The organism is Chromobacterium sp. ATCC 53434 (assembly GCF_002848345.1).
Taxonomy (GTDB): domain Bacteria; phylum Pseudomonadota; class Gammaproteobacteria; order Burkholderiales; family Chromobacteriaceae; genus Chromobacterium.
Map to the genome: position 1 here is coordinate 3,250,182 of NZ_CP025429.1, position 14,563 is coordinate 3,264,744.

General features: G+C 65.5%; 11 protein-coding genes. 10 read left to right on the plus strand and 1 reads right to left on the minus strand.

The window, feature by feature from the left end; translation table 11 throughout:
• The first annotated feature begins 147 nt into the window (after positions 1 to 147).
• A complete protein-coding gene (locus CXB49_RS14495) occupies positions 148 to 2,529 on the plus strand; it encodes an ATP-binding protein (protein WP_158300875.1) in 2,382 nt (793 codons plus the stop codon).
• Between the two features lie 104 nt (positions 2,530 to 2,633).
• On the plus strand, positions 2,634 to 3,386 hold the full coding sequence (locus CXB49_RS14500) for an ABC transporter substrate-binding protein (RefSeq protein WP_101709067.1): 753 nt from the start codon (positions 2,634 to 2,636) through the stop codon (positions 3,384 to 3,386).
• 271 nt (positions 3,387 to 3,657) lie between these two features.
• Here CXB49_RS14500 and CXB49_RS14505 read toward each other — a convergent pair whose 3' ends face one another.
• Positions 3,658 to 4,425: a sulfite exporter TauE/SafE family protein gene (locus CXB49_RS14505; protein ID WP_101709068.1), complete on the minus strand. Its 768-nt coding sequence runs from the start codon at positions 4,423 to 4,425 to the stop codon at positions 3,658 to 3,660.
• A gap of 348 nt (positions 4,426 to 4,773) precedes the next feature.
• On the opposite strand from CXB49_RS14505, the gene CXB49_RS23605 reads away from it, so the two are divergent.
• The 8 genes from CXB49_RS23605 (at position 4,774) to CXB49_RS14545 (ending at position 14,064) form a co-directional block, all read left to right on the plus strand.
• Positions 4,774 to 4,962 carry a hypothetical protein gene (locus CXB49_RS23605; RefSeq protein ID WP_158300876.1) on the plus strand — a complete coding sequence of 63 codons (189 nt, stop codon included), beginning with the start codon at positions 4,774 to 4,776 and terminating at the stop codon, positions 4,960 to 4,962.
• Positions 4,963 to 5,373: 411 nt separating this feature from the next.
• Complete coding sequence (kdpF, locus tag CXB49_RS14515) at positions 5,374 to 5,463, plus strand: K(+)-transporting ATPase subunit F (RefSeq protein WP_021476355.1); 90 nt, start codon at positions 5,374 to 5,376, stop codon at positions 5,461 to 5,463.
• Positions 5,464 to 5,465: 2 nt separating this feature from the next.
• Positions 5,466 to 7,274, plus strand: a complete 1,809-nt coding sequence (gene kdpA / locus CXB49_RS14520; protein WP_101709070.1) for a potassium-transporting ATPase subunit KdpA — start codon at positions 5,466 to 5,468, stop codon at positions 7,272 to 7,274.
• A 102-nt stretch (positions 7,275 to 7,376) separates the two neighbouring features.
• Positions 7,377 to 9,422 (plus strand): potassium-transporting ATPase subunit KdpB, encoded by a 2,046-nt coding sequence (kdpB, locus tag CXB49_RS14525; protein ID WP_101710723.1) that lies wholly within the window; start codon positions 7,377 to 7,379, stop codon positions 9,420 to 9,422.
• A 29-nt stretch (positions 9,423 to 9,451) separates the two neighbouring features.
• Positions 9,452 to 10,030, plus strand: a complete 579-nt coding sequence (kdpC, locus tag CXB49_RS14530; protein WP_101709071.1) for a potassium-transporting ATPase subunit KdpC — start codon at positions 9,452 to 9,454, stop codon at positions 10,028 to 10,030.
• A 6-nt stretch (positions 10,031 to 10,036) separates the two neighbouring features.
• Positions 10,037 to 12,727: a DUF4118 domain-containing protein gene (locus CXB49_RS14535; RefSeq protein WP_101709072.1), complete on the plus strand. Its 2,691-nt coding sequence runs from the start codon at positions 10,037 to 10,039 to the stop codon at positions 12,725 to 12,727.
• A gap of 20 nt (positions 12,728 to 12,747) precedes the next feature.
• Positions 12,748 to 13,482, plus strand: coding sequence for a two-component system response regulator KdpE (gene kdpE, locus CXB49_RS14540; protein ID WP_101709073.1), 735 nt, complete (start codon positions 12,748 to 12,750; stop codon positions 13,480 to 13,482).
• A gap of 369 nt (positions 13,483 to 13,851) precedes the next feature.
• A complete protein-coding gene (locus CXB49_RS14545) occupies positions 13,852 to 14,064 on the plus strand; it encodes a hypothetical protein (protein ID WP_101709074.1) in 213 nt (70 codons plus the stop codon).
• Positions 14,065 to 14,563: the final 499 nt, after the last annotated feature.

Sequence of the window (14,563 nt, forward strand, 5' to 3'; positions counted from 1 at the left end):
GGCCTCCATGAGACCATTCTCAAAAGAAACAGCGCGTTAGCGACGGTGAGCCGTTTCTGGCATGCTCGGAATTCGCCGCGCTCGGGCACTGTCTTTTCCGGCGGCGATGGCATAAAACAGTGGAGACTGGCACGGTGGGCAATTGAGATGTGGCGAACAGTATTGATGGTGCTGGCGATGTCGGCGGCGCCGGCATCGGCCGCGCCAAACGGAGTCATCTTCAGCCCGGCAGAGCAGCGATGGATACGCGAGCACCCGATGGTGCCCTATACCGTCGATCCCTACTGGCCGCTGGAGTACGTGGAGAACGGACAGCACAAGGGGCTGACGCGCGATTATCTGGAGGCCATCGCGCGGATCAGCGGCCTGCGATTCAAGATGGTGGACGCCCGCAACTGGCGCGACGCGCTGCAAGACATGCGGGACGACAAGATTTTCCTGGCCACCATGGTGTCCGCGCAGCTGATAGGCGACGACAGCCAGCAATCGATGCTGCTGACCGTGCCTTATCTGGCCAGCACCACGATCATGGTCACCACCTCGGACAAACCCATGCTGTTCAATCCCAAGCAGCTGAACGGCAAAACCGTCACCGTCAAGGGCGGCGGCAGCTATGAACGGTATTTGCGCCGCCACTTCCCCGGCATCCGCCTGATGCTGATAGCCGATCCGGAAATGGCGCTGGACGCGGTGGCCAGCGGCAAGGCCTATGCGGCGGTGGGCAGCGATGTGGTGCTGGAACCCATCATCCAGCGCAAATACATGGGAACCTTGAACCTGGCCGGCGCCATTCCCGACATGTATGCCGTGGTCAGCATGGGCGTGTCCAAACGCCATCCGGAACTGTGCTCCATCATCAACAAGTCCCTGGCCCAGCTGACCGCCGACGACGCCAGCCGCATGTACGACTACTGGGTCGAAGGCCTGCGGCTGGGCGCGCCATCCTGGCAGGCGATTGTCCGTTATTACTCGAAGGCGCTGGTCGGGCTGGTCACGCTGCTGCTATTGCTGGGCTATTGGGTGCTCAGGGCGCAGCGCTCGCAGCGGGCGGCCGAAGCCAGCGAGGCCGGCAAATCGATGTTTCTGGCCGTGATGAGCCATGAGATCCGCACGCCGATGAACGCCGTGCTGGCCGCGATAGAACTGCTGCAGCGCACGCCGCAAACCCCGCGCCAGCAGGAGCTGGCCAGTCTGGCCAATTCGGCGGCCACCAATCTGCTGGAACTGCTCGACGACGTGCTGGATGTCTCCAAGATGGACGCGCGCGGCCTGCAGCTCGAACTGGTGCCGGTGGACCTGGCCCTGCTGGCGCAAGGCGTGGCCGACAGCAACCGTCCGCGGGCCCAAAGCAAGGGCCTGGGCTGGTCGCTGACCCTGCTCGGGCTGGACGATGCGGCGCTGATGCTGGACCCGCTGCGGATGCGGCAGATTCTATCCAATCTGCTGTCGAACGCCGTCAAGTTCACCGAACAGGGCGAAGTGGCCCTGCTGCTGCACCTGGACCAGATCGAAGGCGACCGCGGCAAGCTGCTGATCACGGTCAGGGATACCGGCATAGGCATAGACAAGCAGCAGCAGTCCCGCTTGTTCACCGCCTTTACCCAGGTGGACAGTTCCACCACCCGCCGTTACGGCGGCAGCGGACTGGGCCTGAGCATCTGCCGGCAGTTGGTCGAGCTGATGGGCGGCAGCATCCTGCTGGACAGCGAACTGGGCGCCGGCACCACCATCAGCGTCACGCTGCCGGTGCAACTGGCCGGGACGGCGGCGCCGCTCGCCAAGTCTGAGCCATCGACGGATCCCGCCCTGCCCGGCGGCAAGGGGCGGGTGCTACTGGTCGAAGACCAGCCGATGAACCAGGCAGTGATAGGCCAGCAGCTGCGCGAGCTGGGCTACCAGGCGACCGTCACCGACAGCGGCCGGGACGCCCTGACGCTGCTCGAGCAAGGGGAACGCTTCGACATGATATTGCTGGACTGCTACATGCCGGGCATGGACGGCTACGAAACCGCGCGACGGATACGAGAATGCGAGACCGGCGCGACATCCGGCCATACCCCCATCATCGCCATCTCCGCCGCCACCGATCCAGCCCATCAGAACCTGTGCCTGGAGAGCGGCATGGACGGCATGCTGAGCAAGCCATTGCGCATACACGAGCTGGCCGACGTGCTGGAAATGTGGGTAGGCGGAGACGACGGACAGGCCGCCCCGGAGCCGGCCCCGGCGCCGTTGTCCGTCCGACAATGGCGACAGCTGTTCCATCAGTCCAGCCACGACGATCTGGCCAGCCTGCGGCAAGCCCTGCTGCAATCGGACCCGATCCGGGCGCGGCATCACCTGCACCGTTTGAAGGGGGCCGCCCTGACCATAGGCGCCGACGAATTGGCGCGGCGGACCGAGTGGCTGGAGCAGCTGCTGCGGCAAGACTGCCTGCCCTCGCCCGGCGATGGCGAGAGCTGGCTGCTCGACTACGCCCGGGCTCTCGATGACTGGCTGGCCGGACAGACGCCGTCCGAGGACGCCTGACTCGAGGCATGCGCTTGCAAGCAGCCGTTGCCGCAAAAAGATCGTAAGCAGGCTCTAATGCCCAATGCGTATAGTGAAAGCAGCACCCATCGCCGGAGAATGCCATGCGTCCGCGTCTGATGATCGTCCTGCTAGGCTGCTGTCTTCGCGCTCTGCCCGCCATCGCCCAGACGGAACCGGAAATCCACGCGCTGACCGAAGCGCTGCCGCCGCTCAGCTACGACGAGAACGGCGCGCACAAAGGCTTTTCCAACGAATTGCTGCAAATGATGCTGCACGACAGCGGCCTGCGCGCCGCGATACAGGTCAAACCGTGGAGCCGGGCGCTGCGCGAGGCGCAGCAGGTGCCCAACACCATGCTCTACCTGGCGGTGCGCACGCCGGAGCGGGAGGAGATGTTCAAATGGGTGGGCCCGGCGCTGCCGCTGGCTATCGAGCTGTTCCGCCTGGGCGGCCCGCGCGCCCTGCCCTACACCTCGCTGGACGATGCCCGCCGCGCGGTGGTGGCGGTGGCCCGCGACACGCCGGGACAGAAGATGATGGAACGCCAGGGCTTCGTCGACAACCAGAACCTGATGCTGACCAATGACGAGGCGCAATCGGCCAGGCTGCTGTACGCGCATCGGGTGCAGTTCAGCGTCGGCGTCGGCCTGTTCCAGCGCTACGCCGCGCGCCAGCAAGGCCAGAACCCGGAACGGCTGGACTCGGTGCAGGTGCTGGACGACAGCACCCGCTTCTACTTCGCGATGCAGAAGGACAGCAATCCGGACTACGTCGCCCGCCTGCAGGCGGCGCTGGACAAGATCAAGCAGGACGGCCGCTACGCCGCGCTGTTGAAGCGCTACAACCATCCGTGACGGGAAGGGCCTATCGGAGGCGGTGGGATAAGGGAGAAGCCCGACTCAAACACCAAGCCGCTGACAAAAGCCCCGAGCCAAGGCGCGCCGACGCAGACAGTACACACCGTACGGCAAGGAGGCGCAACGCAGGTTGATGGCCCGACTCAAACATCAAGCCGCTGACAAAAGCCCCGAGCCAAGGCGCGCCGACGCAGACAGTACACATCGTACGGCAAGGAGGCGCAACGCGGGATCGGGGCTTTTGTCAGCGGCGCCAAAAACCGAAAACTTAAAGCACCAGCTTGCCGCCGGCCAGCGCCAACATCACCGCCAGCGCCGGACGCAGCCAATGGTCGGCCAGCCGGCCGGACAGGCGGCTGCCCAGCCAGATGCCCGGCAAGGAGCCGCTGAGCAGCTTCAGCAACAGCAACCAGTCCAGATGGCCCATGCTGGCGTGGCCCAGGCCCGCGACCAGCGTCAGCGGCACCGCGTGCGCGATCTCGGTGCCGACCAGCCTAGACGTCGGCAGCGCCGGATACAGCAGGAACAGCGCCAGCGTGCCCAGCGCGCCGGCGCCGATCGAGCTCAGCGTCACCAGCACGCCCAGCATCACGCCGACCAGCGCGGTCGGCCACCAGCGGCCGTCTGCGGCCAGGCTGGAAAAATGGAGGCCGCCCATTTTGAGCAGCCACGGTTTGAACAGGATGGCCGCCGCGGTCAACAGCAGCGCCAGACCCAGCACGAAACGGAACAAGGCGTCCATCACCTGCCCCGGCACATGCAGCCAGGACAGCAGGCCCAGCGTCAGCAGCGCGGCCGGCACGCTGCCCAGCGACAGCTGCCAGGTGATGCGCCAGTCTATGTGGCGCTGGCGGTGGTGCACCGCGACGCCGCCGGCCTTGGTCAGCGCGGCGTACAGCAGATCGGTGCCGACGGCGGTCGATGGCGAAACGCCGAACCACAGCAGGATGGGCGTCATCAGCGAACCGCCACCCACGCCGGTCAGGCCGACGATGAAGCCCACCGCCAAACCCGCTGCCGTATATCCCCAGTCCATCGGAACCCCCAGTCATCCTGCATGATGCGTCCGATGCTACGCGCTTTGCTTATAACAATTTAGACCATTTCGCTACAACATTATGCCCACAAACCATATGTCGAATCGGCTGCGCAAGATTCATCGCGCCATCACGCCGTCGTAACACGCGGCGACTATGTTTCAGTTGAAACAAAGCGACAAGGAACGCCACACCCTTCCCCGATTTACACCCAAGTGCTTTACAAACCTGACAAACCGCGTCAACTTGATACCGTCAGGGCGCAGCCTGACCGCTTGCGACACCAAACAGCACGCCAGCCGCCAGGTCCCCTGAGAAGCCCACGTTTCGAGATCGAAAGGTGCAGGATGATTTCTCGTATCCCCCTGAGCGTTCGCAGAAAACAAGCTCGTGACCAACATGAAAGCTTTCTCTACGCAGTAGCCAAGCCGCAGCTGAGCGACGAAGAGCGATCGCGCCAGCAGAAAGTGCGACAGCGCGCGCACGACCGCGACGACGCCCGTTTCCTGGCTGATCGTTGCGACGACGTGTTCTGACATCCTGACGCCGGGGGCGCCCCGCCCCCCGCATCCGCCTTCCGCCATCCTCAAGGCCGGGCTTCCTTTTTTTCTTTACATCCCCCTTCCCGCCCGAACGGCCCGTTGCCGGCCATGCCGCGTCGCGCTGACACTGGCATCGATATCGCGCCCCGCCTAAAGAAAACGGCACATTCCGTCTTGATTGGAAATATTTAGCCAAAAAACTGCCATGGGAAATAATTTTTATATTTTCTTTATGCGGGACCACGCGCTTTTATCAGGTTTTTGACGCCGGTTTGCGTACCTTCCAGATCGCACATTACGCATGGAGATTTTCACTATGGACTGGCTTTATCTGAGCCTCACCGCGCTGTTCGGCGCGCTGACCTGCTTGTTGATCGCGGCCTGCGACCAACTGGGAGACAAGCAATGACGGCCTGGTATCTGATCAGCGCCCTGTTGGCGCTCGGACTGTTTGTCTATCTGATCTACGCATTGGTCAAACCGGAGAATTTCTAATCATGACAACACCCGCCATGCTCCAACTGGGGCTGTTCCTGCTCGTGCTGCTCGCGCTGGCCTGGCCGCTGGGCGCGTACATGACGCGCGTCGTCCAGGGGGAAAACGTCGGGCCGGTACGCTTTTTCGCGCCGCTGGAGCGCGCCTTCTACCGTCTGGCCGGCATCCGGCAGGATGAGGAAATGGGCTGGCGCGGCTACGCGGCGGCGCTGATCCTGTTCAATCTGCTGGGCATCGTCGCCGTCTACGCGCTGCAGCGGTTGCAGGGCATGCTGCCCTTCAATCCGCAGGCGATGGGCGCGGTCTCGCCGGATTCTTCGTTCAACACCGCCATCTCCTTCGTCACCAACACCAATTGGCAGGGCTACGGCGGCGAGACCACGATGAGCTATCTGACCCAGATGCTGGGCCTGACCGTGCAGAACTTCGTGTCCGCCGCCACCGGCGCCGCCGTGGTGATCGCGCTGATCCGCGGCTTCGCCCGCCACAGCAGCGCCAGGATAGGCAATTTCTGGGTCGACGTGACCCGGCTGACGCTGTACGTGCTGCTGCCGCTGGCGCTGGTCTTCGCGCTGGTCTTCACCCAGCAGGGCGTGATCCAGAACCTGTCCGGCTACCAGGACGCGCACACGCTGGAAATCACCAAATACCAGCAGCCGAAGCAGGACGCCCACGGCAATCCGGTGCTGGGCAAGGACGGCAAGCCCGCGATGGAGGACAAGGTCTCCGGCACGCAGACGCTGCCGATGGGCCCGGTGGCCTCGCAGGAAGCGATCAAGATGCTGGGCACCAACGGCGGCGGCTTCTTCAACGCCAACTCCGCCCACCCGTACGAGAACCCGACGCCGCTGGCCAACTTCCTGCAAGACATCGCGATCTTCCTGATCCCGGCCGCGCTGTGCTTCCTGTTCGGCCGCATGGTCGGCGACCGCCGCCAGGGCTGGGCCATACTCGCCGCGATGACCATCATGTTCGCCACCGCCGTCGTCGTCGAAACCGGCGCCGAGCAGGCCGGCACGCCGCAGTACCGGGCGCTGAACATAGACCAGCGCGCCAGCCCCCTGCAGTCCGGCGGCAATATGGAAGGCAAGGAGGCGCGCTTCGGCATCATCGACACCTCGCTGTTCGTCGCCGTGACCACCTCGGCCTCCTGCGGCGCCGTCAACGCGATGCACGATTCGCTGACCCCGGTCGGCGGCCTGGTGCCGATGTTCCTGATGCAGCTGGGCGAGGTGGTGTTCGGCGGCGTCGGCTCCGGCCTGTACGGCATGCTGATCTTCGCGATCCTGGCGGTGTTCATCGCCGGCCTGATGGTCGGCCGCACGCCGGAATACCTGGGCAAGAAGATAGAAACTTACGAGATGAAGATGACGGCGATCACCATTCTGGTGACGCCGACGCTGGTGCTGGCGCTGACCGCCATCGCCGTCAGCGTGGCGGCCGGCAAGGCCGGCATCGCCAATCCGGGCGCGCACGGTTTCAGCGAGATCCTGTACGCCTTCACCTCGGCCGCCAACAACAACGGCAGCGCCTTCGCCGGCCTGTCCGCCAATACGCCGTTCTACAACATCATGACCGGCGTCGCGATGTTCTTCGGCCGCTTCTTCATGATCGTGCCGATTCTGGCCATCGCCGGTTCGCTGGCGGCGAAGAAGCGCCTGGCCGTCACCGGCGGCACGCTGCCCACCCACGGCCCGCTGTTCGTCGCGCTGTTGATCGGCACCGTGCTGCTGGTAGGCGCCCTCAATTATGTTCCAGCCCTGGCGCTGGGCCCGGTGGTCGAGCACCTGCAGATGCTGGCCGCCCGCTAAGCCCGTCAGTCAAGGAAACGTGAAATGAACGACAAAAACCATTCGAAACTGCTGGCCGCCGACGAAGTCGCCGCGTCCGGCCACAAGAACGCGAATACATCGATGTTCGACCCGGCGCTGGTGAAACCGGCCATCGTCGACTCCTTCAAGAAGCTGTCGCCGCGCACCCAGTGGCACAATCCGGTGATGTTCGTCGTCTACATCGGCAGCATCCTGACCACCGCGCTGTGGGTCCAGTCGCTGCTGGGCCGCGGCGAGGCGGCGTCCGGCTTCATTCTGGGCGTGGCGCTGTGGCTGTGGTTCACCGTGCTGTTCGCCAATTTCGCCGAGGCGCTGGCCGAGGGCCGCAGCAAGGCCCAGGCGGCCAGCCTCCGCTCGGCGAAGAAGAATGTGGTGGCCAAGAAGCTGGCCGGCCCGAGCGTCGGCGCGGCCAAGAGCATCGTCGACGGCAGCAGCCTGAAGAAGGGCGATTACGCGCTGGTGGAAGCCGGCGACGTGATCCCGGTGGACGGCGAGGTGGTCGAAGGCGTCGCCTCGGTCGACGAATCGGCGATCACCGGCGAATCGGCGCCGGTGATACGCGAATCGGGCGGCGACTTTTCCTCGGTCACCGGCGGCACCCGCGTGCTGTCCGACTGGATCGTCGTCAAGATCACCGCCAATCCGGGCGAGACCTTCCTCGACCGCATGATCGCGATGGTGGAGGGCGCCAAGCGCCAGAAGACGCCGAACGAGATCGCGCTGACGATACTGCTGGTGGCTCTGACCATTGTCTTCCTGATCGTCACCGTGACGCTGCTGCCGTTTTCGCTGTTCAGCGTCGACGCGGCCAAGTCCGGCTCGCCGATCAGCATCACCACGCTGGTCGCGCTGCTGGTCTGCCTGATCCCGACCACCATAGGCGGCCTCTTGTCCGCCATCGGCGTGGCCGGCATGAGCCGGATGATGGGCGCCAATGTGATCGCCACCTCCGGCCGCGCCGTCGAGGCCGCCGGCGACGTCGACGTGCTGCTGTTGGACAAGACCGGCACCATCACGCTGGGCAATCGCCAGGCGTCCGCCTTCATCCCGGCGCCGGGCGTGTCCGAGAAGGACCTGGCCGACGCCGCCCAACTGGCGTCGCTGGCCGACGAGACGCCGGAAGGCCGCTCCATCGTCGTGCTGGCCAAGCAGAAATTCAATCTGCGCGAGCGCCAGCTGGCCAGCCATGAGGCCTCCTTCATCCCGTTCACCGCGCAGACCCGGATGAGCGGCATAGACTACGACGGCCGCCGCATCCGCAAGGGCGCGATAGACGCGATCCGCCGCCACATCGCCGAGCAGGGCGGCCAGTTCCCCGACTCGCTGGCGAAGAGCGCTGACGAGGTGGCGCGCCGCGGCTCGACGCCGCTCGTGGTAGCCGAGGGCAGCCGCGCGCTGGGCGTGATCGAGCTGAAGGACATCGTCAAGGGCGGCATCAAGGAGCGCTTCGCCGAGCTGCGCCAGATGGGCATCAAAACGGTGATGATCACCGGCGACAACCCGCTGACCGCGGCCGCGATCGCCGCCGAGGCCGGCGTCGACGACTTCCTGGCCGAGGCGACGCCGGAGGCCAAGCTGAAGCTGATCCGCAGCCACCAGGCCGAGGGCAAGCTGGTGGCGATGACCGGCGACGGCACCAACGACGCGCCGGCGCTGGCCCAGGCCGACGTGGCGGTGGCGATGAACACCGGCACGCAGGCGGCGAAGGAAGCCGGCAATATGGTCGATCTGGACTCCAATCCGACCAAGCTGATCGAGATCGTCGAGATCGGCAAGCAGATGCTGATGACGCGCGGCTCGCTGACCACCTTCTCGATCGCCAACGACGTGGCCAAGTACTTCGCCATCATCCCGGCGGCCTTCGCCAGCACCTATCCGCAGCTGAACGCGCTGAACGTGATGGGCCTGAACAGCCCGGCCTCGGCCATCATGTCGGCGGTGATCTTCAACGCCGTCATCATCGTGTTCCTGATTCCGCTGGCGCTCAGGGGCGTCAAGTACCACGCCAGGAGCGCGGCCGAGCTGCTGCGCGGCAACCTGCTGGTCTACGGCCTCGGCGGCCTCTTGGTGCCGTTCGCCGGCATCAAGCTGATAGACATCGCATTGGGCGCGCTGGGCCTGGTGTGAACCGGCCCGCATAGACAAGGAAAATCATCATGAAAGTCATTCGTCCCCTGCTGGTGGTCTTCGGCGGCCTGTCGCTGATCACCGGCCTCGCCTATCCGCTGGCCACCACCGGCATCGCCCAGGCGGTGTTCCCGGCCCAGGCCAACGGCAGCCTGATCAAGAAGGACGGCAAGATCGTCGGCTCCCGGCTGATAGGCCAGAATTTCACCGGCGAGCAATACTTCTGGGGCCGCCCGTCGGCCACCAGTCCGATGCCTTACAATGCCGGCAATTCCGGCGGCTCCAATCTGGGACCGACCAACCCGGCCCAGCTGACCGCGGTCAAGGGCAATGTCGAGGCGATGCGCAAGGCGCACCCGAGCCAGACCGGCCCCGTGCCGGTGGACCTGGTGACGGCGTCGGCCAGCGGCCTGGACCCGGAGATCTCGGTGGCCTCGGCCTATTACCAGCTTGACCGCGTAGCCGCCGCGCGTAAACTGCCGGCAGACGCGGTGCGCAGGCTGGTCGATTCGCATATCGTCGGAGAGACCTTCGGCCTCCTCGGCGAGCCGCGCGTCAATGTGCTGGAGCTGAATCTGGCGCTGGACCAACTTGCCAAGAAAGCCTAAAACCGCATGAGCGATCAGCGCCCCGACCCGGATGCCCTGCTGGACGAACTGAAACGCGAAGAACTGGAGGCGCAGCGCGGACGGCTGAAGATTTTCTTCGGCGCCTGCGCCGGCGTCGGCAAGACCTTCGCGATGCTGGCCGCCGCGCGCGCCAGGCAGCAGGAAGGGATCAGGGTGCTGGTCGGCGTCGTGGAAACCCACGGCCGCAAGGAAACCGCGGCCCAGCTGACGGGGCTGGACGTCCTCTCCCCCAGCCGGATCGAGTACAAGGGCCGCGCGCTGTCGGAATTCGACATCGACGCGGCGCTCGAACTCAGGCCGCAGTTGATCCTGATCGACGAGTTCGCCCACTCCAACGCCCCCGGCTCGCGCCACCCGAAGCGCTGGCAGGACGTGGAGGAGCTGCTCGCCGCCGGCATCGACGTATATACGACGCTCAATGTGCAGCATTTGGAGAGCCTCAACGATGTCGTCGGCCAGATCACCGGCATCATCGTCAGGGAAACGCTGCCGGACCATGTGTTCGACATGGCCGACGAAGTCTCGCTGGTGGACCTGCCGCCGGACGAGCTGCTGTCCCGCCTCGCCGCCGGCAAGGTCTATCTGCCGCAGCAGGCCGAGCGCGCGGTCAAAAACTTCTTCCGCAAGGGCAATCTGCTGGCGCTGCGCGAACTGGCGCTCAGACGCACCGCCGACCGCGTCGACGCGCAGATGCGCGCCTACCGCGCCGACCAGTCGATCAAGCCGGTCTGGCACGCGCGCGAACGGCTGTTGGTTTGCGTCGGCCCGGGACCGGGCACCGAGAAGCTGATCCGCAGCGCCAAGCGGCTGGCCGCCAGCCTGGACGCCGACTGGATAGCCGTCTACGTCGAGACGCCGAGGCTGCAACGGCTGCCCGAGGAGCAGCGCGCGCGGATATTGAAGGGCCTGAAGCTGGCGCAGGAGCTCGGCGCCGAGACCACGGTGCTCGGCGGCAGCGCGCTGCCCGCCACGCTGCTGGCCTACGCCCGCACCCGCAACGTGTCCAAGCTGGTGGTCGGCAAATCGGCGCGCAGCGCGCTGGCGCGGCTGTGGCAGGGCTCGCTGGTCAACGAGCTGACCCGGCTGTCCGGCGACGTCGACATCTTCGTCGTCGCCCACGAGCTGGAGGAAGAGGCCGAGACGCGGCGCGGCAAGCGGGTCAGCAGCCTCTTGTTCGGCGACAACGAATCCAGCCACACCCGCCGCGGCTATGTCGCCGCCGCGGCCGCCTGCTTCGCCACCACCGCGCTGAACCACCTCTTGGTGCCCTACTTCGCGCTGTCCAACGTCATCATGGTCCACCTGCTGGCCGTGGTGCTGATCGCCACCCGCTACGGCCGCGGCCCCGGCGTGCTGGCGTCCTTCCTGTCGGTGGCGGCCTTCGACTTCTTCTTCGTGCCGCCGCAGCTGTCGTTCGCGGTGTCCGATACCCAGTATCTGCTGACCTTCATCGTGATGCTGTCGGTGGCGTTGATCATCAGCCAGCTGACCGCCCGCTTCCGCTTCGAGGCCACCATCGCCACCTACCGCGAACGCCGCACCCGCGCGCTGTACGATCTGGGACGCGAGCTGGCCGGCGCGCTGACGGCGTCGCAAATCATAGAAACCGCCGTCGGCCGGCTGGAGCCGCTGTTCCGCGCCCGGGTGATGCTGTTCATCCCCAATAGCGAGGACCAGCTGCGCGCCGCCACCGAGGCCGGCAGCGACGCCGACACCGGCGTCGCGCAATGGGTGTTCGACAATCTGCAGCCGGCCGGCCTCGGCACCAACACGCTGCCGTCCAACGCCGCGCTCTACGTGCCGCTGCGGGCGCCGATGCGCACCCGCGGCGTGATCGCGCTGCTGCCGGAAGAAACGATACAGGCCTTCCTGCCGGAGCAGCAGCGGCTGCTGGAAACCTGCGCCGCGCAGATCGCGCTGGCGCTGGAGCGGGTGCACTACGTCGAGGTGGCGCAGGACGCCATCGTCGCGATGGAGTCCGAGCGGCTGCGCAACAGCGTGCTGTCGGTGGTTTCCCACGATCTGCGCACGCCGCTGACGACGATGCTGGGCCTGGCCAATCTGCTGAATTCGCCCAGCCTGCCGCAGGAGCAGCAGGCCGAGGTGGCGCAGTCGATACAGGACGAGGCGCTGCGGATGAACAAGCTGGTGACCAATCTCTTGGACATGGCCAGGCTGCAATCCGGCGTCAAGCTGAACAAGGAATGGCAGTTGTTGGACGAGGTGGTCGGCAGCGCGGTGCGCGCCTGCGAGCGCAGCCTGTCCCGGCACCGGCTGGCGTTGAAGCTGGAGCGCGACCTGCCGGTGCTGGAATACGACGCGGTGCTGATAGAGCGGGTGCTGGTCAATCTGCTGGAGAACGCCGGCAAGTACACGCCGGCGGGCTCGGTGATCGAGCTGGCCGCCCGCCACGACGGCGACAAGGTCCGCATCGCCGTCAGCGACGACGGCCCCGGCCTGCCGGCCAATATGGAACACAAGGCCTTCGACAAGTTCTCGCGCGGCGCGCCGGAATCGACGACGCCGGGCGTGGGCCTGGGGCTGGCGATCTGCCGCGCCATCATAGAAAACCACGGCGGAACGATAGAAGCCGGCAACGTCCATCCGCACGGCGCCCGCTTCTCCTTCACCCTGCCGGCCGGCGCGCCGCCCGCGCTGCCGCCGGACGACGCCTGAAACCACAAGAGCGACAAGACATGAACGACGCCCCCATTTCCGTAGTGATCATCGAGGACGAAAAGCCGATACGCCGCTTCCTGTCGGCGGCGCTGGAGGAGGAGAGGCTGACCGTCTACGAGGCCGAGACCGGCAAGCAGGGCCAGATCGAGACGGCCACCCGCAAACCGGATCTGGTGATACTGGACCTCGGCCTGCCCGACATGAACGGCATAGACGTGATCAAGAGCCTGCGCGAGTGGAGCGACATCCCGATACTGGTGCTGTCGGCCCGCACGCAGGAGACCGAGAAGGTGGCGGCGCTGGACGCCGGCGCCGACGACTATCTGACCAAGCCCTTCGGCGTCGCCGAATGCCTGGCGCGCATCCGCGTGCTGCTGCGCCGCCGCATCCACGGCAGCGCCGCGGCCCAGCAGAACTTCCAGTTCGGCGACATCCGCATCGACCTGGTGAACCGGCTGGTGCGCAAGGGCGAAACGCCGGTGCATCTGACGCCGATCGAATACCGGCTGCTGGCCACGCTGATCCGCAACGCCGGCAAGGTGATCACCCACCGCGAGCTGTTGCTGGCGGTGTGGGGGCCGTCGTTCTCCGAGCACAACCAGTACCTGCGGGTCTATATGGGCCATCTGCGGCAGAAGCTGGAAGACAATCCGGCGATGCCGCGCCACATCGTCACCGAGACCGGCGTCGGCTACCGGCTGATAGAAAACGCGCCGGAACAGCCGGCCCGCGACGCCGAGGCCCAGGGTTGACAGCCCGCTGCCAGCGGCATAATCTAACACCCATGCGCCGATTTGACACAGCTTGCGGGCGCTTGATAAATGCCAGCTAAAGCGTATACGGACAAACCCGCTTGCGCTTGATGGCCAGCGGGTTTTTTCATCGCTGGCCGGCATCGTCTCCCGCAGGCCAGGGTCCAGTCGTCGCAGGCGCCGAGTTAATGACAACTTGCAGGGCGCCGAAAAATCCTGCTAAAGCGTCGCCGGCGTTCCCCGCTCGGCACGCACAGCGCGACCGAACCCGGGAGAACGACAATGTACGACTGCCTGCAAGACAGCTATACCGACTTTTCTTTTGCGATTTTTGACGCCGTGGGAAGACCTCGCCCCCTCTGTGGCAGCTTGAGCGCCACCCCCCTGTCCAGCAGCGACGACAACTCGCTGCGCGACCTCGCCGCCTTCGCCCGCGACCAGGGCTATGACATCGACCATCATCCGCAGCAGCTGACCGTGCGCGACATCAGCCTCGCCGACGCGCTGGCGATCAACACCCGCTTCGGCGACGTCCTGATCATCAGCTGCGATCTGCGCCGCGATCCGCCGGTGCGCTTCTGAGAGCCTGTTTACGATCTTTTTGCGGCATCGACAGTATTCTGCCGGATGCAGGGCACGAAAAACGGCCCGCGGCAGTGTCGTTCACTGCAAGGGACGTTTGACAAAGCCATGCGCCGGCAGAAAACCGTCCCGAAGGGCAGGCCAGCCAGCAGGCCATCTGCCGCGTTGTCAGGCTAGGCCTTGGAATCACCAAGGCCTACGCCCTCCGCCTTGCATCTGGCCTGCTGGCTGGCCTGCGCTGCTCGGAAAAAGATCGTAAACAGGCTCTGAGAGCCTATTCACGATATCGGCTAGCCGCCGGACAATAGCGGCACAAGCGAAACCCGCCGCCTAGACCCGATGCGAGGCGGCGGGAGCAGGCCTTGGCGATGCCGAGGCCCGGTCCGACCAGGCGGCCGCGAAAACCTCGCCGGTTGAATTCTGCAAGCCGCCTCCCCGACGGCTGGACGAGAATCGCAGCAATCAAGCTACCCGAGTCCTCGTCCATGCCCATCGCCGC